The following is an 18,918-nucleotide window of genomic DNA, read 5'->3' on the forward strand; positions in this document are numbered from 1 at the left end:
CAAGGCGGTGGCCGCGTGACCACCCCCCTGCTGCTGCTCGCCGCGGCCTTCCTGCTGATCCTCGCCAACGGATTCTTCGTGGCGGCCGAGTTCGGCCTCGTCACGGTCGAGCGTCCGGAGGCCGAGAAGGCCGCCGCCGACGGCGACCCGCGCGCCCGCACGGTCGTGGAGTCGCTGAAGGAGCTGTCCTTCCAGCTCTCCGGCACCCAGCTCGGCATCACCATCACCTCCCTGGTCGTCGGCATGCTCGCCGAACCCGCGCTGGCCGGGCTGCTGCGCGGCCCGTTCGCGGCGCTCGGCATCCCCGAGGGAGCCGCCTCCGGCGTCGCGGTGGTGACCGGCATGCTGCTGGCCTCCGCGATCCAGATGGTGATCGGCGAACTCGTGCCCAAGAACTGGGCGGTCTCCCGGCCGCTGCAGGTCGCCCGCTTCGTGGCCGGCCCGCAGCACCGCTTCGCCCTGCTGTTCCGCCCGGTGATCTCCGCGCTGAACACGGTCGCCAACCGGCTGGTCCGCGCCCTCGGCGTGGAACCCACCGAGGAGCTGGCCTCCGCCCGCACCCCCGGCGAACTCGTCTCGCTGGCCCGGCACTCCGCCCTGGCCGGCGCCCTGGAGCAGGATACGGCCGACCTGTTCGTGCGCACGCTGTCCCTGGGCGAGCTGACCGCACAGCACGTGATGACCCCGCGCGTGAAGGTCAGCGCCTTGCAGGACTCGGCCACCGCCGAGGACGTCGTCAACCTCACCCGGGCCACCGGCCTGTCCCGCTTCCCCGTCTACCGGGAGAAGATCGACGAGATCGTCGGCATGGCCCACCTCAAGGACGCGCTGGCGGTCCCGGTCCGCGACCGCCTGCGCACCCCGGTCGGCCGCATCGCCCGCAAGGCGCTCCTGGTCCCCGAGACCCTGCCGGTGCAGCCCCTGCTGGCCCGGCTGCGCAGCGAGCAGCCCATCGCGGTAGTCGTCGACGAGTACGGCGGCACGGCCGGTGTGGTCACCCTGGAGGACATCGTCGAGGAACTGGTCGGCGAGGTCCGCGACGAGCACGACGCCAAGGACATGCCCGAGCTGGCCCCCGCCCCGCCCGAGGACGGCAGGCCCGCCTGGGACGTGGACGGCGGCTGCCGCGTCGACCTCCTGCAGCGCATAGGCCTGGAGGTGCCCGAGGGGCCGTACGAGACCGTCGCCGGACTGGTCGCCGACCTGCTCGGCCGGATCCCGGCCCCCGGCGACCGGGCCGAACTGCCCGGCTGGCGGCTCTCGGTCCGCCAGGTCGGCCACTACCGCGCCGAACGGGTCCGCCTGGTCAGGACGTCCCCGGTGTCCGGAGCGACGGAGGCCGTCCGATGACCGTCCTGCAACTGGCCTTCGCCGCGCTGCTCGTGCTCGCCAACGGTTTCTTCGTCGGCGCCGAGTTCGCGCTCGTCTCCGTCCGCCGCAGCCAGATCGAACCGCTCGGCACCGCCCGGGCCCGCCAGGTGCTGTACGGCCTGGAGCGGCTGCCGCAGATGATGGCCGCCGCCCAGTTCGGCATCACCGTCTGCTCGCTGACGCTCGGCGCGGTCGCCGAGCCGACGGTGGCGCACCTGCTGGAGCCGGTGTTCGAGTGGATCCACCTGCCGCACGGCATGATCCACCCCCTCGGCTATGTCATCGCGCTGGCCGCGGTGGTCTTCTTCCACCTGGTCATCGGCGAGATGGTGCCGAAGAACCTGGCCATGGCGGCGCCCGAGAAGGCGGCGCTGTGGCTCAGCCCCGGCCTGGTCTACTTCGCCCGCCTGTGCAAGCCGATCACCGCGGCCCTCGGCGCCTGCGCCCAGGGCATCCTGCGGCTGTTCCGGGTGGAGCCGAAGGACGAGGTGGCGGCGGTCGTCACCACCGAGCAGCTCAACCGCCTGCTGGAGGACTCCGGCGAGGCCGGCCTCCTCGACCCCGAGGAGCGCGAGCGGCTGGAGGACGCCCTCGAACTGGGCTCCCGCCCGGTGACCGACGTCCTGCTGCGCCGCGAGTCCCTGGTCACCGTGGAGCCGTCGGTCACCCCGGGGGACATCGTGGAGCTGACCGCCCGCACGGGCTACTCCCGCTTCCCGGTCGCCGCGACCGGCAAGGGACCCTTCATGGGGTACGTGCACGTCAAGGATGTCCTCGACCTGGAGGACTCCGACCGGGCCGTCCCCCAGCAGGTCTGGCGGCCCATGGCCACGCTCCGCGCCGAGCTGCCGCTCGACGACGCCCTCACGGTGATGCGCCGGGCGGCCACCCACCTGGCCCAGGTGGCCGACGCCTCCGGCCGGATACTGGGCCTCGTCGCCCTGGAGGACGTCCTGGAGACGCTGGTGGGAGAGGTCCGCGACCCGGCGCACCGGGACATGCCGGAGCCCCGGGCGAGCGGCGAACCGGAGGGGGCGCTGGCCTAGCCGACGCCGCCGCTAGGAAGAGGGATCCTGCGGCCCCCGGCCCGACAGCACCTCGCCGTAGGCCTGCATCAGGTCGGGCAGCCGCAGGGTCGCCAGGTCGTCCCGGGACAGGGAGCCGGCGTACGACGACAGCCGCAGGTCGCGGTACGCGCAGCTCTTCTCGTACAGCGTCCGCAGGAACCGTCCGTTGCCCAGCTCGTCGATCCACCCCTGGTCGACCACGTGCCCGGCGATCGACCGCAGCTCCTCCAGCGCCTCCTCGTCCCACTGGTCGCCGTTCTCCGCCGCGAGCACCTTGCCGATCTCGGTGAGTTCCAGCGGCCGGTAGGAAGGGAAGTCCACCCGGGTCGTGAAGCGGGAGGACAGTCCGGGGTTGGCGGCGAGCAGGCGGTCCATGCCCTCCGGATAACCGGCCAGGATCACCACCAGGTGGTCCCGGTTGTCCTCGGCCCGCTTCAGCAGCACCTGGAGCGCCTCGTCGCCGTACGCGTCCCCCTTGCCGTACCCGGAGTTGGACAGCGAGTACGCCTCGTCCACGAACAGCACCCCGCCGATCGCGGAGTCGATCAGTTCGTTGGCCTTCACGGCCGTCTGCCCCAGGTACTCGCCGACCAGGTCGGCCCGCTGGGCCTCCACGAGGTGGTCGCCGCCGAGCAGGCCGAGGGCGTAGAACACCCGGCCCAGGATGCGCGCGACCGTGGTCTTGCCGGTGCCGGACGGGCCGGAGAAGACGAAGTGCCGCTTGGGCGGCTGCACCGGAAGTCCCTGACCGGCCCGCAGCCGGGCCATGTTCAGCTGCGCGGACAGCGCCTTGACCTGGCGCTTGACCGGCTCCAGGCCCACCATGCGCTCCAGTTCGGCGAGCGCCTGCTCGAGTAACGCGGGGTCGGTCGGGCCGGCCGGGATCGGCGAGGCGGTCCCGCCGGGGCCGGTTCTGGTCCGCACGGAGGGATCGGCGACCGACGGCAGCGGACCGGTCGGCGGCTCGGGCTCCGGCAGCCTGAGATCGCGGCCCTCCATGCCGAACAGCGGATCGAACCCGTCCGGGCCGTCCACCGCGTCCTGTCCCGCGCCGGTCAGCGTGATCGCGGCGAGGTCGCCCGTCTCGTCGTACCCGTCGCCCTCGGCGATCGCGGCGAGCCGGGCCGAGGTGTCCATGAAGGCCGGGTCGACCCGGTGCACCGCCCGGTACAGGGGGAGCGCGGCGGCCGACCGTCCCGTCCCCTCGTGCGCCCGCGCCAGCCAGTAGCGCAGCTCCTTGCGCTGCGGCTGCTCGCTGCGGCACCGCATCAGCGCCGCCGACAGCAGTGGTTCGGCCTGGCCGTACATCTCCAGCCGGACCCGGGCCATGCCGCCGAAGAGGCCGGCCTCGATGCCGAGCAGGGGGTCGTCCAGCAGCGGGTCGGTGTGCCGGACCAGCTGCTCCCAGTCCTTGACCAGATAGGCGCGGCAGGCGTGCAGGAAGCGGACCTGGGCGTCGGTGTCGACCGGCGGCAGCCCGGCCAGGGCCCGGTCCAGCTCGGGCACGTGCCGGCCGTCCAGCCAGTGGGAGGCGTGCGCCAGCAGCAGGTCGCGCGGGCTCTCCAGCACCGGCTGCACCCACCAGCCCAGCCAGTACCAGGAGTTGAGGGAACGGCGGTGCCGGGTGCGCTGCTCGCCGAAGCGGTCGCGGTGCCGGAACATGCGCAGCAGCGCGGTGGTGGTGTCGACCCGGAGCGCGTGCAGTCCGAGCCAGGCGTCCGCCATGCCCGGGTCCGTCCGCACCGCGGTGCGGAACTCCTCCTCCGCCTGCGGGTAGGCGCCCACCGTGTAGGCGTCCACGCCCCGCAGCCAGGCGAGGTCGGCCGGCGCCTCGGGGCCCTGCGTGCCGAAGTCCATCCCGTCCCCCCACAGACCTTGCCCCCGTGGTTCACCACCGGGCAGTCGCCCGGTGGCCGCCGCGGTCGAACCGCTGTGCCGCGGACCGGAGTTGCAGGTGCGCGAGGCTCCCGCTCGAAGGTCGCACCGAGGGCATCGTACCCGCGGTGCGGGTGCCTGCCGAAGGGTGCCGCACAGGGCGTTCGGCGAGGTGGGAGCAGACGGGGCGCGCGGCGTTTCGTGACCGAGGGTGAGAGGGCCGGTGCGCCGGCGCGTGGAATCGGGGTCCCGAGGGCAGAACGAAGCCCCCGGTCACGGGGGAACAACCGGGGGCTTCGTGTCGGCGGGCGGCTCCGAAAGCCGCACATTGAGAACGTAAGTCCTGTACGGGCCCTCGGTCAAGCGAAGTTGAGGCACTGGGAGAACTTCTCCCGCAAGAGCCTTCACAACTTCACCACATCGCGGAGGAGTCGTCACCGAGCGTCACATCGAGCGCTGATCCGGGGGGCGCGGCCGGTCCCGGGAGCACCTCGTACCCCCCGGATCGCTGGACTATCAGGAGATCGGCGTGCGGACGTGAGGGGTCGGTGACGAAGTGCGCGCGTTCCGCCGCCACCCATCCGTCCCAGAACTCCCGCTGCTCCGTCCCGTCCCGCCGCCGGCCCCGCGCCCAGGACTCCTCCCGCGGCAGCTCCATCCACAGCAGCCGGGCCAGATGGGGCCGCAGCGCCCGGCGTCCGGCGCCGACGCCCTCGACCAGCACCACGGGCGCGGCCGGCAGCGGACGGGGGTCGCCGAAGGCGCGGGCCCGCCAGTCGTACGGCGTGACGTGTCCGCTCTCGCCGCGCCCGAGCGGTTCGATCACCTGGGTCATCAGCGGGCCGGTCCAGGCGAAGAGCCGGTCATGGCTGGCGAAGTCGTCGAGGTGGACCACCGGGGCCCCGCCCAGCGCCCGCGCCAGCCGTCCGGCGAACGTCGACTTCCCCGATCCGGCGTGCCCGTCGACGCCGATCAGCCGGACCGGTCCCAGGGACGGCGGGAGCCCGCGCAGCCGGGCGGCGAGGTCGTGGATGGCGATTCCCGGGGTTCGAGGTTCGAGGTGTGAGGCGATGTGGGCCGTTTTCCCGTGAAACAGTCTAGTGGCGGACCCGGGCGGTGGCCGGGAGAGGGGCCGGCGGCCCGCGGGAGACGGCGGGCCGTCCGGGCCGGGCCGGGAAAAGTCTCGCCTTGAATCACCGGCCGGCAGCCAGTCAAAGGCGTCGATAAACAATCCGAATCCGGTGACCGATATGTCGAATTCGGCGTTCCGGGTGTGCCCCACGCTGAGTAAGGTGCCTCCTGCGCAACGTGATGCGCCGCACGCCGGACGGGCAGGGGGAACATGGCCGCGGACTTATTCGAAGGGCACTATGTGTGGCATCCGGCGGCCGACGACCGGGTCCTGGCGAGCGTCTGCGTCGACGTGCGCGCCGGGCGCTACCGGTCCGCCGACGAGGCCCTCGCCGACACCCGGACCGACTTCGGGCTGCGCGCCCACCGCTCCCTGGTGCTCGCCTCCGAGGCGGCCGGCACGGATCTGGCGGAGCGCTGGCTCGCCGAGGAGCCGAGCCCCGAGGCCGCGCTGATGTGGGCGCGGGTGGCCGTGCAGCGCGCGCTGCGGGCCGCCGACGCGCGCGACGAACGCGCCGAGGCGTTGGAGCGGATAGCGCTCGCCGCCTGCGACCGGGCCGCCGAGGCGGCCCCCGCCGACCCCACGCCCTGGGTCGCGCGCCTCGCCATGGCCCGGCTGCACCGGCTGCGCGACCCGGCCCCCAAGGGCCTGCTCACCTCCCCGCCCGGCCCCTGGCGGCTGTTCGCGCACATCCTGTCCCTGGACCCCTGGCACCGCGAGGCCCACCACCGGTTCCTGTCCTGCTTCTTCACCCGCCACGGTGGCTCGGTCACCGCCGCCTGGGACGTGGCCGCCTTCCTCAGCCAGCGGGCACCGGCCGACTCCGCGCTGCGGCTGCTGCCCCTGGTGGCCCTGGTGGAGAGCTACAACCCCACCCAGCTGCTCGCCGACCGGGTCTGGGAACAGCCCCAGTGGCGCTCCACGGCGCTGGCGATCTACCAGAACTGGCTGCCCACGGTGTCCGGTTACCGCTTCACCCCGGTGCTCGACCTGGCCTACCTCGCGCACGCGCTGGTGATGGCCCAGCGCGAGTTCGAGGCCCGGGCCGTCTTCGCCGCGATGGGCCCGTACGCCTCCCGCATGCCGTGGAGCGCCTTCGGCGACCCCGTCGAGCAGCTCTCCCGGGCCCGGCGCGCCTGCGGCCTGCCCGTGCCCGGGCCGGGCTGATCGCGCTCGTTTCCCCCACCCCCTGGTCCGCCCCTCCTGTCCCCCTTGTCTCCATCGAGAGAAAGGCCGATCCGTGTCGGAACGGATGTCGACTTCCCGGGCCCGCACCCGGGCCGCGGACACCGTCGTGCTCGACGACGACGCGACGCTGCACGCGATGGGTTATCCGCGCAAGCTGACCCGGCGCTTCAAGGCGTTCGACAATTTCGCGATCTCTTTCACCATCATCAATATCCTCTCGGGTATTTTCTCGTCCTTCGGATTCGGTATGAACGCGGGCGGCCCGCGGATTCTCGTGTTCGGCTGGATCGGCGTCTCGGTGATGGTGCTGCTCATCGGCGCGGCCATGGCGGAGGTCGCCTCCGCCTATCCCACGAGCGGCGCCCTTTATTTCTCGGCCGGTAAACTCGCCAAGCGGCACAAGGGTGCCTGGTCCTGGTTCACGGGCTGGCTGAACTTCGTGGGCCAGATCGGCGGCACCGCCGCCACCGGATACGCCGCGGCCACCTTCATCCAGGTGTTCATCGCGCTCCAGTGGCCCTCCTACCAGCCCACCGCGCACCAGACCGTGCTGATCACGGCCCTGATCATCGTCCTGCAAGGGCTCGCCAACACTTTCACCGTCCAGCTCGTCGCCCTGCTGAACCGCATTTCCGTGTGGTGGCTGCTGATCGGACTCGTCGTGATCGTCGGCGCACTGATCGTGATGCCCGACCACCACCAGTCGGCCTCCTTTGTCACGCATTTCGAGAACAACACCGGCTTCACCAGCGGACTTTACGGCGGCATGCTCGGCCTGCTGGTCACCAGCTGGACCTTCACCGGGTTCGACGGCAGCTTCCACATGTCCGAGGAAACCGTCCAGGCGACGGTCAGCGCACCGAAGGGCATCACCCGCGCCATCGCCTGTTCGGCGATCGCCGGCCTGGTCCTGATGCTGGCACTGGTCTACAGCATCGGCGACTACGCCAAGGTCGCCGGCGCGGCCGCCCCGCCCATCCAGATCCTCATCGACGGCCTCGGGCTGCGCACCGCCAAGGTCCTGCTCCTCATCGTCATCGGCGCGATGCTCTTCTGCGGTCTCGCCAACCTCACCAGCAACACCCGGCAGATCTTCGCCTTCTCCCGGGACGGCGCCATGCCCGGCTCCCGCTGGTGGCACTCGGTCTCGCTGCGCACCCGTACGCCGGTGAAGGCCGTGTGGCTCGCGGTCGGCTGCTCGCTGGCGCTGGTGGTGCCCGGCTGGTGGTCGCACACGGCGTTCACCGCGATCGTCAGTGTCAACGTGGTCGGCCTCTTCCTCGCCTACGCCGTGCCGATCTTCCTGCGGCTGCGGCTCGGCGACGCCTTCCAGCCCGGCCCCTGGCACCTGGGCCGCTGGGGCCGGCCGATCGGCTGGCTGGCGGTGGTGTGGATCGTGCTGAGCAGCGTCCTGTTCATGCTCCCGCAGGCCTCGCCGATCACCGTCGACTCCTTCAACTACGCGCCGATCGCGCTCGCCGCCGTCCTGCTGATCGCCACGGTGTGGTGGTTCGCCACGGCCCGCCGCCGCTTCCAGGGGCCGGTGAGCTACGGCCGGCCCGACGAGGTCGCCGCGATGGACCTGGTCTGACCTCTTCACGGGACGGAGTGCGCGGGGGCCGGCCGAGCGCACGCGGCGAAACCGCGCGCCGGCCCGGTCCCGCGCCTCTCCCGGGCGCCGCCAGTGGCCCAGACCAATATTCGTGGCGCGGCATGCGCCGAAGTGCTGGCAGCGCGATTCGGCCTGCTCCATAGTTACCGCACCGGACCAGCCCGACTCGGACACCCCGGGGGTCGTCGCGCCCATGAGCCAAGCCCAAGAGCCGTCCCGCAGAACCGTCCTGGCGGTGGCCGTCGCCGCGGCGGTGACCGGCACCGCGGCCCCCGTCGCCGCCGCCGCGCCGCGCACCGCGTCCGGCGCCGACGACCCCGCCCCGGCCCGCCCGATCGACTACCACGCCTGGACGACGTACCGCGACTGGCGCTCGGGGACGGCCGAGGGCACCCGGGCCGTCGCCGGACACCGGCCCGGCGTGGTGATCGGCGCCCCGGCCGGCCGCACCGACTATCCCGACCCGCACACCGGCACCACCGCCGCCTGGGAGTACGCCACCTGGACCGGTCCGGCGCACCGGCTCCCCGTGCCCGCGACCGAGGTCGTCGCCTCCTGGAACGCGCACACTCCCGACGGCACCTGGCTCCAGGTCGAGCTGGGCGGCACGTACTCCGACGGCACCGACACACCCTGGTACGTGATGGGCCGCTGGGCGTCCGGCGACCAGGACATCAAGCGGACCTCGGTGGACGGCCAGACCGACGGCAGGAGCACCGTCTGGACCGACACCTTCGCCATCGACGACCCGAGCGGCGGCCTGCGCCTTGCGTCGTACCGGCTGCGCCTGACCCTCTACCGCAGGCCCGGCACGCGGCTGACGCCGACCGTGTGGCGGCTGGGCGCGATGGGCTCCGACATTCCCGACCGCTTCACCGTCCCGGCCTCCACGCCCGGCCTCGCCCAGGAACTGGCCGTCCCGCGCTACTCGCAGGAGATCCACAAGGGCCAGTACCCGGAGTACGACAACGGCGGCGAGGCCTGGTGCAGCCCGACCTCCTCGCAGATGATCATCGAGTACTGGGGCGGCCGGCTCACTCCCGAGCAGCTGTCCTGGGTCGACCCGTCCTACGCCGACCCGCAGGTCTGCCACGCGGCCCGCTTCACCTACGACCACCAGTACGCGGGCTGCGGCAACTGGCCCTTCAACGCCGCCTACGCGGCGACGTTCGGGGGCCTGCAAGGCGTGGTCACCAGGCTCTCCTCCCTCACCGAACTGGAGACGCTGATCGCGGCCGGCATCCCGGCCATCACCTCCCAGTCGTTCCTGAAGAGCGAGCTGACCGGGGCCGGTTACGGCACCGCCGGTCACCTGATGACCGTCATCGGCTTCACGGCCGACGGCGACGTCATCGCCAACGACCCGGCCTCACCGACCGACGAGGCGGTACGGCGCGTCTACAAACGCCGCGAATGGGAGAACATCTGGCTGCGCACCAAGCGCTACAACGCCTCCGGCAAGATCGCCTCCGGGACCGGAGGAGTCTGCTACCTGTACTTCCCGGCGCATCCGACCCCGCACCAGCGCCGGGCGCTCGCGCTCGTGGGGGTGCGCTGAGGAGGCTGTGACCAAGCTCATCGTCGCGAATGCCGTCGCGGGTGGCATGGTGGACGTCAGGGTGGGGGAATCAGCCGTATTCGTCCGATGTCTGTGAGTGAACACCATGACCGCACACCCGGCCACCGCCCCCCGCGCCGTCACCGGCGGCCCCCAGGAAGACGGCCCGAACCTCGTCGAGCACGTCATGGGCTGGGTGCTCGTCGCGGTGTTCGCGATGCTCGTGACCCGGCTCGGACTGCTCTGAACCGACGCCCGCCCGCCGGGACGGCCGACGGGCGGGCGAGGGTGCGGGCGGAGGGCCGGCGCGGCTAGTTGATCGCCTTGATCAGCTCACCGTTCGCGGTGTCGCCGCTCAGCTCCCAGAAGAAGGTGCCGCCGAGACCCTGCTGGTTCTTGTACGTCATCTTCGTGGCGACGGTCGCCGGGGTGTCGTAACTCCACCAGTCGCTGCCGCACTTGGCGTAGGCCGTGCCGGCCACCGTGCCGGTCGCCGGGCACTTGGTCTTGAGCACCTTGTAGTCGTCGATGCCCTGCTCGTACGTGCCGGCCGCCGGACCCGTGGCCGTGCCGCCGGGCGCCGCCTGGGTGACGCCGGTCCAGCCGCGGCCGTAGAAGCCGAGGCCGAGCAGCAGCTTGGAGGCCGGGACGCCGAGGCCCCTGAGCTTGGCGATGGTCGCGGAGGTGTAGTAGTCCGCCTTCGGGATGCCCGAGTAGGAGTTCAGCGGGGAGTGCGGGGCGGTCGGGCCCTTCGCGTCCCAGGCGCCGAAGTAGTCGTAGGTCATCGGGTTGTACCAGTCGACGTACTGGGCGGCGCCGGCGTAGTCCGCCGCGTCGATCTTGCCGCCGCTGGTGGCGTCCGCGGTGATCGCCGCGGTGAGCAGGTTCCCGGAGCCGAACTTCGCGCGCAGCGCGGCCATCAGGTTGCGGAACGCGTCCCGCCCGCTGGTGTCACAGGTGTTGCCGCACGCGTTCGGGTACTCCCAGTCGATGTCGATGCCGTCGAAGACACCCGCCCACTTGGAGTTCTTCACCAGGTCGTAGCAGGACTGGGCGAAGGCGGCCGGGTTCTTCGCGGCCTCGCCGAAGCCGCTCGACCAGGTCCAGCCGCCGAAGGACCACAGGACCTTCAGTCCCGGGTGCTTCTTCTTCAGCTTCAGCAACTGGTTGAAGTTGCCGCGCAGCGGCTGGTCCCAGGTGTCGGCGACGCCGTCCACGGACTCGGCCGCGGTGTAGGCCCGGTCGGTGGCCGCGTAGGCGTCGCCCATGGCGCACTTGCCGCCGCTGACGTTGCCGAAGGCGTAGTTGATGTGGGTCAGCTTGGCCGCGGAGCCCGAGGTCTCGATGTTCTTGACGTAGTACTTGCGGTCGTAGGTGCCCCATTCGGTGAAGTAGCCGACGACCTTGGAACCGGCCGTGGCCTCGGGGGCGCTCGGGGCCGCCGCGGTGGCGGTGCCCGTGCCGGCCAGCAGACCGGCGCCGAGGACGGCGGTACACGCGGCCGACAGGAGCGTCCGGACGAGGGAGCGGTGGGGAGAGTGCATCGGGTGTCTCCTCGTGGGGGAGGGGAAAGCGCGCCGATTGGCATGAACGCGGTAAGGCGTGGCCTGCACAGTAGGAGGACTAGACCAGTAGGTCAATGGTTCGGACCAATTTCACCGACGAGTGAAGCCCGCACGGAATCCTGAAGTGAGCGGTCGTTAACTGGTGACGGGAGGTCGGCGATCGGGCATACTCACAGCGCATGCCGCTGGTCAGCAGCTTCCGAGACCCGGGAGCGGGCGCCTCGGCACAGCGGAACGATCAGGCGGAGCCGCCCCCACCACGGGCCGTTCCGCCGGTGTCCGAACAGGGAGGAGCCCGACGCCATGCCCGACCGCGAACCGCAGCCGGTGGAGCGTCAACTGCCCACGGAAGAGGCGAGGGATCTGCTCGCCCTCGTCCGGGAGATCGCCCAGCGCGAGATCGCGCCGAAGGCCGCCGAGGAGGAGGACGCCGGACGCTTCCCGCGCGAGGTCTTCACCCTGCTCTCCGAGTCCGGCCTGCTCGGCCTGCCCTACCCCGCCGAGTACGGCGGCGGCGACCAGCCGTACGAGGTCTACCTCCAGGTGCTGGAGGAGCTGGCCACGGCCCGGCTCACCGTCGGCCTCGGCGTCAGCGTGCACACGCTCGCGTCCTACGCGCTCGCCACCTACGGCAGCAAGCAACAGCAGGTCGAGCACCTGCCCGCGATGCTGGGCGGCGGCCTGCTCGGCGCCTACTGCCTGTCCGAGCCGTCCTCCGGCTCCGACGCCGCCTCCCTGCGCACCAAGGCCGTCCGCGAGGGCGGGGGAGAGTGGGTGATCGACGGGACCAAGGCCTGGATCACCCACGGCGGCATCGCCGACTTCTACACCGTGATGGCCCGCACCGGCGAGGACGGCCCGCGCGGCATCACCGCCTTCCTCGTGCCCGGCGACGCGCCCGGCCTGAGCGGCGCGGCACCCGAGCGGAAGATGGGCCTGAAGGGCTCGCCCACCGCCCAGGTCCACCTCGACGGCGTCCGCGTCCCGGACGCCAGGCGGATCGGCGAGGAGGGCCAGGGCTTCTCCATCGCGCTCTCGGCGCTCGACTCCGGCCGGCTCGGCATCGCGGCCTGCGCCGTCGGCCTCGCCCAGGCCGCCCTGGACGAGGCGGTCCGCTACGCCGTCCAGCGCCGCCAGTTCGGCCGGCCCGTCGCCGACTTCCAGGGCCTGCGCTTCATGCTCGCCGACATGGCCACCCAGATCGAGGCGGGCCGCGCGCTGTACCTCGCCGCCGCCCGGCTGCGGGACGCGGGCCGGCCGTTCGCCAAGCAGGCCGCCATGGCCAAGCTGCACTGCACCGACACCGCCATGAAGGTCACCACGGACGCGGTGCAGATCCTCGGCGGTTACGGCTACACCGCCGACTTCCCGGCCGAACGCTATATGCGCGAGGCCAAGGTCCTGCAGATCGTCGAGGGCACCAACCAGATCCAGCGGATGGTCATCGCCCGTCACGTGGCGGGCCCGGAAGGTCGCTGAACCGGCCCGTGAGGACCGCCGGAGCCGCCAGCCTGGCCCACTCCGGGTCGTGGCGGCCCGGCACGGTGCGGCCCCGGTCGGCCCAGGCCCGCACCAGATCCCGGTAGATCGGCGGATCCGGGGACGGGGACGGTGCGAGCGTGTGAGCCGGGCGGGGAACGAAGAAGTGGCGCTGACGCCCGGTCGCCGGGTACATGGGGGTCATACCCGGCCAACGCGCCGACGGCCGGCAGGTCACCCCCCGGCGGAATCGAGCGTCAGTCCACCGGAGCGGCCGGCCGCGCGCGGCGAAGGACACCGGACGCGAGCGCCTGGAAGCGCCGGCGGCCGGGCCACCGGCCCGGCCGCGCGGCCAACTGCCGTCGCCCGGCGCGGCGTTCCCCACCGCACGGGCCACGGCCGGCGGGGCGGGCGCGGAAGGCCGTGGCCGCCACCGGCCGGTTCGCACCCGGGTGAAACATGGTCTCGTCCGCCCGCCTCTCCCGGCGGACCCTTGCGGTGCCCGGCCTGTCGCCGGGAGTGCGCCGGAGGCGCCGCGTCGCGGCGGGCCCGGGCACGCCGATGCCGCACCACGGCGGCCTGCGCGCCATGGTGCGGGGCGGATACGGGCAGGGGTGGGCCGGCTCAGGCGGCCTGGCGGCGCATCTCCGGCACGCGCATCGGGCGCGAGCCCGGGCCGCCGACGTGCGAGAAGGGCTGCGTCCGCCAGTTCAGACCCTGGGGGAGCGTGAGCAGCAGCGCGGTGTCCTGCTCCTGCGGCTCGGCGGACTCGTCCGCGGGGCGGGCGTCGGCCGCCGGCCGGCCCGTGCCCGCGCACACCGTGAGCCCGAACGGGTTCCACGGCGAGGCGCACAACGCGTGCTCCGGCAGGAACTCCTCGTCCGCCAGCAGCGCGATCGGCTGCGCGCAGTCCGGGCAGATCACCCGGTACATCTCGAAGGTGTCGTAGGCGTCCAGTTCCTCGTCGTAGGCGTCGGGTTCGACGCCCTCCGGCTCGGGCTCGGCGACCGGCTGGGGCCGCGCGGACGCGGATCGACCAGGGCGATGGGTACTCTGCATGGGATTCTCCCCCTAAGGCTGGGCCGTGAAGGCACTGCGGCCTCGACCACAGCAAGCACTTCCCGTCAGCCCTCCGCGGTAATCACGAGAACATCACGGAGCCCGCCCATGTCGTGTGGCATTCGTCACATGCCGCGCGCAGATGCCCGTCCCGGCGCGTTTTCCGGGGGACGGGGCATGACCTGCGTCTGCGAGGTATCCGTGGAGATCAAGCGCACTGTAGGTTGTGGCGGCATGGAGGAGCTGGACCGTCAGATCGTGCAGCTGCTCGTCACGGACGGGCGGATGAGCTACACCGACCTGGGCAAGGCCACGGGCCTGTCCACGTCGGCCGTGCACCAGCGGGTGCGCAGGCTGGAACAGCGTGGCGTCATCCGCGGCTACGCCGCGGTCGTCGACCCCGAGGCCGTCGGGCTGCCGCTGACCGCGTTCATCTCGGTGAAACCGTTCGACCCCAGCGCCCCCGACGACATCGCGGACCGCCTCGCCGGTGTCCCGGAGATCGAGGCGTGCCACAGCGTGGCCGGCGACGAGAACTACATCCTCAAGGTGCGCGTGGCCACCCCGCACGAACTGGAGGAACTCCTGGCCCGGCTGCGGTCGCTGGCGGGGGTGTCGACGCGGACGACGGTGGTCCTGTCGACGCCGTACGAGGCACGTCCGCCGAAGATCTGACGACGGCACGACGGCCCGCGCCGCGGTCGCCTCCGGACGCGCTGCCGACGCGCCCCCGGTGCGGCCCGCCTCCGGCGCCGGGAGAAACTGTCGGCTATGAGCAACCGCACCGCCGAGCCTCCCAAGACCGTCCTGCTCCGCCGCGGCGAGGTGCACAGCCCCGCCGACCCCTTCGCGACGGCGATGGTCGTCGAGGCGGGCCATGTCGCCTGGGTCGGCTCCGAGGGCGCCGCCGACGCCTTCGCCGACGGCGTCGACGAGGTGGTCGACCTCGACGGCGCCCTGGTCACCCCGGCCTTCACCGACTCCCATGTGCACACCACCGCCACGGGTCTCGCCCTGACCGGCCTGGACCTCTCCGACGCGCCCTCGCTGGAGGCGGCTCTCGCGCGCATCCGCGAGTTCGCCGCCGCCCGCCCCGGCGACCGGGTCCTGCTGGGCCACGGCTGGGACGCCGCCCGCTGGCCCGGCGGCCGGCCGCCGGCCCGCGCGGAGCTGGACGAGGCCACCGGCGGGCGCCCGCTGTACCTGTCCCGCATCGACGTGCACTCGGCGGTCGTCAGCACCGCCCTGCTGGACCTGGTCCCCGCCGGCGTGCCCCGCGACGACGCCCCGCTCACCCGGGACGCCCACCACGTCGTACGGGAGGCCGCCCTCGGCGCCATCACTCCCGCCCAGCGCGAGGAGGCCCAGCGCGCCGCGCTGGCGCACGCCGCCTCCCTCGGCATCGGCACCGTGCACGAGTGCGGCGGCCCCCAGATCTCCTCCGAGGACGACTTCACCGGTCTGCTGCGGCTCGCCGCCGGGACGCCGGGTCCCCGCGTGGTCGGCTACTGGGCCGAGCGGGACACCGCCAAGGCCCGTGAGCTGGGCGCGGCCGGCGCGGCGGGCGACCTGTTCGCCGACGGCGCCCTCGGTTCGCACACCGCCTGCCTGCACGAGCCGTACGCCGACGCCGCCCACACCGGCACCGCCTACCTGGACGCCGACGCCGTCGCCGGCCACGTGGTGGCCTGCACCGAGGCGGGCCTCCAGGCCGGCTTCCACGCCATCGGCGACGCCGCCGTGGCCGCCGTCGTGAAGGGCGTGCGCGCCGCCGCCGAGAAAGTGGGCCTCGCCCGGGTCCGTGCCGCCCGGCACCGTGTCGAGCACGCCGAGATGCTGAGCCCCGAGACCGTCGCCGGCTTCGCCGAGCTGGGCCTGATCGCCTCCGTCCAGCCCGCCTTCGACGCGCTGTGGGGCGGTGAGGACGGCATGTACGCGCGGCGTCTGGGCGCCGAGCGGGCCCGCACCCTCAACCCGTTCGCCGCGCTGCTGCGGGCCGGCGTACCGCTGGCGTTCGGCTCGGACAGCCCGGTCACCCCGCTCGACCCGTGGGGCACGGTCCGCGCCGCCGCCTTCCACCGCACGCCGGAGCACCGGATCTCGGTCCGGGCCGCGTTCACCGCGCACACCCGCGGCGGCTGGCGGGCCGTCGGCCGGGACGACGCGGGCGTCCTGGTCCCCGGCGCCCCCGCCGACTACGCCGTCTGGCGCACGGACCGGCTCGTGGTGCAGGCCCCCGACGACCGGGTGGCCCGCTGGTCCACCGACCCGCGCTCCGGCACCCCCGGCCTGCCCGACCTGACCCCGGGCCGGGACCTGCCGGTCTGTCTGCGCACCGTGGTGGGCGGACGGACGGTGTTCGTACGGCCGGGCGAGTGATCTCCCGGGGCGGCGGGGCCGCGGCCGGTCGCCGCGGCCCCGCCGCCCCACCTGCGCATCCTCCCCGCCGCTCGCCGAGTCGGAGCCGTCGTCCCAGCTCAGAGGGCTGTTGACAGTCGGCGGCCGGGGGCCGGTAGGTTCGGCCGGGTCCACCACCGGCACGCCCGGCCGGGGCGGTTCGCAGGGCTCGTCGCAGCGTCGCTGGGCCGGGGACGGCGTGCCGCGCCGGGGCACCGTCACCGGGAGCCGGGCCCAGCGCCCGCGCCGGCGAGGGAACGTCCCGGACGGCCGGCCGGTGTGACCCGGGTGGGGCCCGGGCGCTCCCTAGACAACGGCTCTCGGCAGATCCGCAGCCAGCGGGTCCCAGGTCGGCCCGAAGGGCGCCGGGCCCCCGCCCGTAGTGGCGGAAAGCCACTCGGCGCGTGGCGGGAAGGTGCCGGAAACCGTCACTCTTACCCCGCTCCCGGGCATTCGACACCACATGATGCCCGTGCCGTCGCGTCTTCCCAGGCCGCGGCCACTATGGTGGACCCCTGCGTACGACATGAAGGGGCAGCAGTGAACGACGGCGACGGGACCCTCGCGGCCAAGGCCCAGGGGAGGCAGTTCGGTCCGCTCGGCACGGCCTTGGTGATCATCCCGACCTACAACGAGGCGGAGAACATCAAGTCCATCGTCGGCCGGGTACGCAAGGCCGTCCCCGAGGCGCACGTACTGATCGCGGACGACAACAGCCCCGACGGCACCGGCAAGCTCGCCGACGAACTGGCCGCCGCGGACGAGCACGTCCGGGTGCTGCACCGCAAGGGCAAGGAGGGCCTCGGCGCCGCCTATCTGGCGGGCTTCCGCTGGGGCCTGGAACACGACTACGGCGTGCTGATCGAGATGGACGCCGACGGCTCCCACCAGCCCGAGGAACTGCCCCGGCTGCTCACCGCCCTCAAGGGCGCCGACCTGGTCCTCGGCTCCCGCTGGGTGCCCGGCGGCCGGGTGGTGAACTGGCCCAAGTCCCGCGAGTTCCTCTCGCGGGGCGGGTCCACCTACTCGCGCCTCATGCTCGACGTGCCGATCCGGGACGTGACGGGCGGCTTCCGGGCCTTCCGCCGGGAGACGCTGGAGGGCCTGGGCCTGGGCGAGGTCGCCTCGCAGGGCTACTGCTTCCAGGTCGACCTGGCCCGCCGCGCGATCAAGGCCGGCTACCACGTCGTCGAGGTCCCCATCACCTTCGTCGAGCGCGCGCTGGGCGACTCCAAGATGAGCCGGGACATCGTGGTCGAGGCGCTGTGGCGGGTCACCGCCTGGGGCGTCGGGGACCGCATCGGCCGGTTCACCGGCAAGGACCGGCCCGCCTAGCACACCGGCCACGGCCGCGGCCGGTCGCTCCCTTATCCGGTGCTGAGCCCCGCCCAGGCACACTGGGGGTATGACGACTGGCGTTCCGACCTCCCCGCACACCGCCCGCCGCCGCTCCCGGCTGCGCAGGTATCTGCCGCTCGGCATCGCCGCGTGGCTGGTGCTGGAGATCTGGCTGCTGACCCTGGTCGCGGGCGCGGCCGGCGGTCCGACGGTGTTCCTGCTGCTCGTCGCGGGCCTCGTGGCCGGCGCCGCCGTCATCAAGCGGGCGGGCCGCCGCGCCTTCGCGAGCCTGAACGAGGCCGTGCGCCAGGGCGGCTCGCCGGCGCGCGGCGGCGGCAACGGCCTGATGATGCTCGGCGGTCTGCTGCTGATCATCCCGGGCCTGGTCTCGGACGCGGCGGGCCTGCTCCTGCTGCTGCCGCCGGTCCAGCGGGCGGTGAGCCGTCTCGCGGAGAACGCTCTGGAGAAGAGCCTGCGCCGGGTCGCTCCGGGCAGCCTGGGAGACGTGTTCCAGCAGGCCCGCATGCACCGTCCCGACGGCAAGGTGGTGCCGGGCGAGGTCATCAGGGACGACGCGCCGTACGACGCGTCGCGGGGCCCCCGCCCGCCGCTGACCCGCTGAGCGGTCCCGTCCGGGCGGACCGCTTCCGCACGGGTGTACGCACAACGACCGCGGGCGCCGTACATGATCTTCATGTACGGCGCCCGCGGTCGTTGTGTCGCGCTGTGAATCGGCCGAGCCCCGCGCGGGGACTAGGCGCTCTTGCGGCTGTCCCTGGGGTGGACCGCGATGTTCATCGCGCCCGAACGCAGCACCGCCAGACGCTCCTCGAGGACCTCTTCGAGTTCCTCGCGGGTGCGCCGCTCCATCAGCATGTCCCAATGGGTGCGCGCGGGCTTGGCCTTCTTCTCCTCAGGGCCGTCGCCGTCCACCAGGAGTGCCTGGGCACCGCAGACCTTGCACTCCCACTCCGGCGGGATCTCCGCCTCCACCGAGAAGGGCATCTCGAAGCGGTGCCCCTTCTCGCATGCGTACTCCACGGCCTGGCGCGGGGCCAGGTCGATGCCGCGGTCCGTCTCGTAGCTGGTCACCACGAGGCGCGTACCGCGAAGAGCTCGCTCACTCATGAATCGTGCCTCCCGGGCTTGTCGCCCACAGGACAGGTGTCGCTGTCGTCGTCATCCGGTCAACGTCCGGTCGGCGGTAAAGATTCCCGTTCCGGGTCATGCGTCGCCGTCGTAGCCGCCCCTTGTTCTACCCACAGGCGCCCGGTTTG

At 72.9% G+C, this 18,918-nt stretch carries 16 protein-coding genes; 11 read left to right on the forward strand and 5 right to left on the reverse strand.

What is annotated here, in order from left to right:
- Positions 1-15 precede the first annotated feature (15 nt).
- Positions 16-1,350, forward strand: a complete 1,335-nt coding sequence (locus SCK26_RS30785; RefSeq protein WP_318204602.1) for a hemolysin family protein — start codon at positions 16-18, stop codon at positions 1,348-1,350.
- Positions 1,347-2,417, forward strand: coding sequence for a hemolysin family protein (locus SCK26_RS30790; RefSeq protein WP_318204603.1), 1,071 nt, complete (start codon positions 1,347-1,349; stop codon positions 2,415-2,417). Before SCK26_RS30785 ends, SCK26_RS30790 begins: the two co-directional genes overlap by 4 nt.
- Positions 2,418-2,429: 12 nt before the next feature.
- Here the strand turns inward: SCK26_RS30790 and SCK26_RS30795 are convergent, their stop codons facing one another.
- Both SCK26_RS30795 and SCK26_RS30800 read right to left on the reverse strand, forming a co-directional pair.
- The gene (locus tag SCK26_RS30795; RefSeq protein ID WP_318204604.1) at positions 2,430-4,295 is read right to left on the reverse strand and encodes an AAA family ATPase; all 1,866 of its coding nucleotides are present in this window, start codon (positions 4,293-4,295) and stop codon (positions 2,430-2,432) included.
- A gap of 430 nt (positions 4,296-4,725) precedes the next feature.
- On the reverse strand, positions 4,726-5,385 hold the full coding sequence (locus tag SCK26_RS30800) for a hypothetical protein (protein ID WP_318206130.1): 660 nt from the start codon (positions 5,383-5,385) through the stop codon (positions 4,726-4,728).
- Positions 5,386-5,655: 270 nt separating this feature from the next.
- Here SCK26_RS30800 and SCK26_RS30805 point away from each other — a divergent pair, with 270 nt between their 5' ends.
- The 4 genes from SCK26_RS30805 (at position 5,656) to SCK26_RS30820 (ending at position 10,050) form a co-directional block, all read left to right on the forward strand.
- Positions 5,656-6,612 carry a hypothetical protein gene (locus tag SCK26_RS30805; protein WP_318204605.1) on the forward strand — a complete coding sequence of 319 codons (957 nt, stop codon included), beginning with the start codon at positions 5,656-5,658 and terminating at the stop codon, positions 6,610-6,612.
- A gap of 85 nt (positions 6,613-6,697) precedes the next feature.
- Positions 6,698-8,224, forward strand: a complete 1,527-nt coding sequence (locus SCK26_RS30810; RefSeq protein WP_412080796.1) for an amino acid permease — start codon at positions 6,698-6,700, stop codon at positions 8,222-8,224.
- 214 nt (positions 8,225-8,438) lie between these two features.
- On the forward strand, positions 8,439-9,803 hold the full coding sequence (locus SCK26_RS30815) for a peptidase C39 family protein (protein WP_318204607.1): 1,365 nt from the start codon (positions 8,439-8,441) through the stop codon (positions 9,801-9,803).
- 106 nt (positions 9,804-9,909) lie between these two features.
- Positions 9,910-10,050 (forward strand): SCO1431 family membrane protein, encoded by a 141-nt coding sequence (locus SCK26_RS30820; protein WP_318204608.1) that lies wholly within the window; start codon positions 9,910-9,912, stop codon positions 10,048-10,050.
- Between the two features lie 64 nt (positions 10,051-10,114).
- Here SCK26_RS30820 and SCK26_RS30825 read toward each other — a convergent pair whose 3' ends face one another.
- Positions 10,115-11,347, reverse strand: a complete 1,233-nt coding sequence (locus SCK26_RS30825; RefSeq protein ID WP_318204609.1) for a glycoside hydrolase family 18 protein — start codon at positions 11,345-11,347, stop codon at positions 10,115-10,117.
- A gap of 324 nt (positions 11,348-11,671) precedes the next feature.
- On the opposite strand from SCK26_RS30825, the gene SCK26_RS30830 reads away from it, so the two are divergent.
- Positions 11,672-12,847 (forward strand): acyl-CoA dehydrogenase family protein, encoded by a 1,176-nt coding sequence (locus SCK26_RS30830; RefSeq protein WP_318204610.1) that lies wholly within the window; start codon positions 11,672-11,674, stop codon positions 12,845-12,847.
- Between the two features lie 624 nt (positions 12,848-13,471).
- Here SCK26_RS30830 and SCK26_RS30840 read toward each other — a convergent pair.
- Positions 13,472-13,906, reverse strand: a complete 435-nt coding sequence (locus tag SCK26_RS30840; RefSeq protein ID WP_318204612.1) for a hypothetical protein — start codon at positions 13,904-13,906, stop codon at positions 13,472-13,474.
- Positions 13,907-14,140: 234 nt separating this feature from the next.
- Between SCK26_RS30840 and SCK26_RS30845 the strand changes: the two genes are divergently transcribed.
- The 4 genes from SCK26_RS30845 to fxsA all read left to right on the forward strand — a co-directional run bounded on the left by SCK26_RS30845 (position 14,141) and on the right by fxsA (position 18,263).
- Positions 14,141-14,581: an Lrp/AsnC family transcriptional regulator gene (locus SCK26_RS30845; RefSeq protein ID WP_318204613.1), complete on the forward strand. Its 441-nt coding sequence runs from the start codon at positions 14,141-14,143 to the stop codon at positions 14,579-14,581.
- 96 nt (positions 14,582-14,677) lie between these two features.
- Positions 14,678-16,285 (forward strand): amidohydrolase, encoded by a 1,608-nt coding sequence (locus SCK26_RS30850; protein WP_318204614.1) that lies wholly within the window; start codon positions 14,678-14,680, stop codon positions 16,283-16,285.
- A 558-nt stretch (positions 16,286-16,843) separates the two neighbouring features.
- Positions 16,844-17,638, forward strand: a complete 795-nt coding sequence (locus SCK26_RS30855; protein ID WP_318204615.1) for a polyprenol monophosphomannose synthase — start codon at positions 16,844-16,846, stop codon at positions 17,636-17,638.
- A gap of 70 nt (positions 17,639-17,708) precedes the next feature.
- Complete coding sequence (gene fxsA, locus SCK26_RS30860) at positions 17,709-18,263, forward strand: FxsA family membrane protein (RefSeq protein WP_318204616.1); 555 nt, start codon at positions 17,709-17,711, stop codon at positions 18,261-18,263.
- Positions 18,264-18,394: 131 nt separating this feature from the next.
- Here the strand turns inward: fxsA and SCK26_RS30865 are convergent, their stop codons facing one another.
- Complete coding sequence (locus SCK26_RS30865) at positions 18,395-18,769, reverse strand: RNA polymerase-binding protein RbpA (RefSeq protein ID WP_003977404.1); 375 nt, start codon at positions 18,767-18,769, stop codon at positions 18,395-18,397.
- Positions 18,770-18,918: the final 149 nt, after the last annotated feature.

It is taken from the genome of Streptomyces sp. SCL15-4 (assembly GCF_033366695.1).
GTDB lineage: Bacteria > Actinomycetota > Actinomycetes > Streptomycetales > Streptomycetaceae > Streptomyces.

Coding starts and splice junctions, on each gene's coding strand:
- SCK26_RS30795 (WP_318204604.1), bottom strand. CDS start 4,295: ATGGACTTCGGCACGCAGGGCCCCGAGGCGCCGGCCGACCTCGCCTGG.
- SCK26_RS30810 (WP_412080796.1), top strand. CDS start 6,698: ATGTCGACTTCCCGGGCCCGCACCCGGGCCGCGGACACCGTCGTGCTC.
- SCK26_RS30815 (WP_318204607.1), top strand. CDS start 8,439: ATGAGCCAAGCCCAAGAGCCGTCCCGCAGAACCGTCCTGGCGGTGGCC.
- SCK26_RS30840 (WP_318204612.1), bottom strand. CDS start 13,906: ATGCAGAGTACCCATCGCCCTGGTCGATCCGCGTCCGCGCGGCCCCAG.
- SCK26_RS30825 (WP_318204609.1), bottom strand. CDS start 11,347: ATGCACTCTCCCCACCGCTCCCTCGTCCGGACGCTCCTGTCGGCCGCG.
- SCK26_RS30790 (WP_318204603.1), top strand. CDS start 1,347: ATGACCGTCCTGCAACTGGCCTTCGCCGCGCTGCTCGTGCTCGCCAAC.
- SCK26_RS30850 (WP_318204614.1), top strand. CDS start 14,678: ATGAGCAACCGCACCGCCGAGCCTCCCAAGACCGTCCTGCTCCGCCGC.
- SCK26_RS30845 (WP_318204613.1), top strand. CDS start 14,141: ATGGAGGAGCTGGACCGTCAGATCGTGCAGCTGCTCGTCACGGACGGG.
- fxsA (WP_318204616.1), top strand. CDS start 17,709: ATGACGACTGGCGTTCCGACCTCCCCGCACACCGCCCGCCGCCGCTCC.
- SCK26_RS30805 (WP_318204605.1), top strand. CDS start 5,656: ATGGCCGCGGACTTATTCGAAGGGCACTATGTGTGGCATCCGGCGGCC.
- SCK26_RS30820 (WP_318204608.1), top strand. CDS start 9,910: ATGACCGCACACCCGGCCACCGCCCCCCGCGCCGTCACCGGCGGCCCC.
- SCK26_RS30830 (WP_318204610.1), top strand. CDS start 11,672: ATGCCCGACCGCGAACCGCAGCCGGTGGAGCGTCAACTGCCCACGGAA.
- SCK26_RS30865 (WP_003977404.1), bottom strand. CDS start 18,769: ATGAGTGAGCGAGCTCTTCGCGGTACGCGCCTCGTGGTGACCAGCTAC.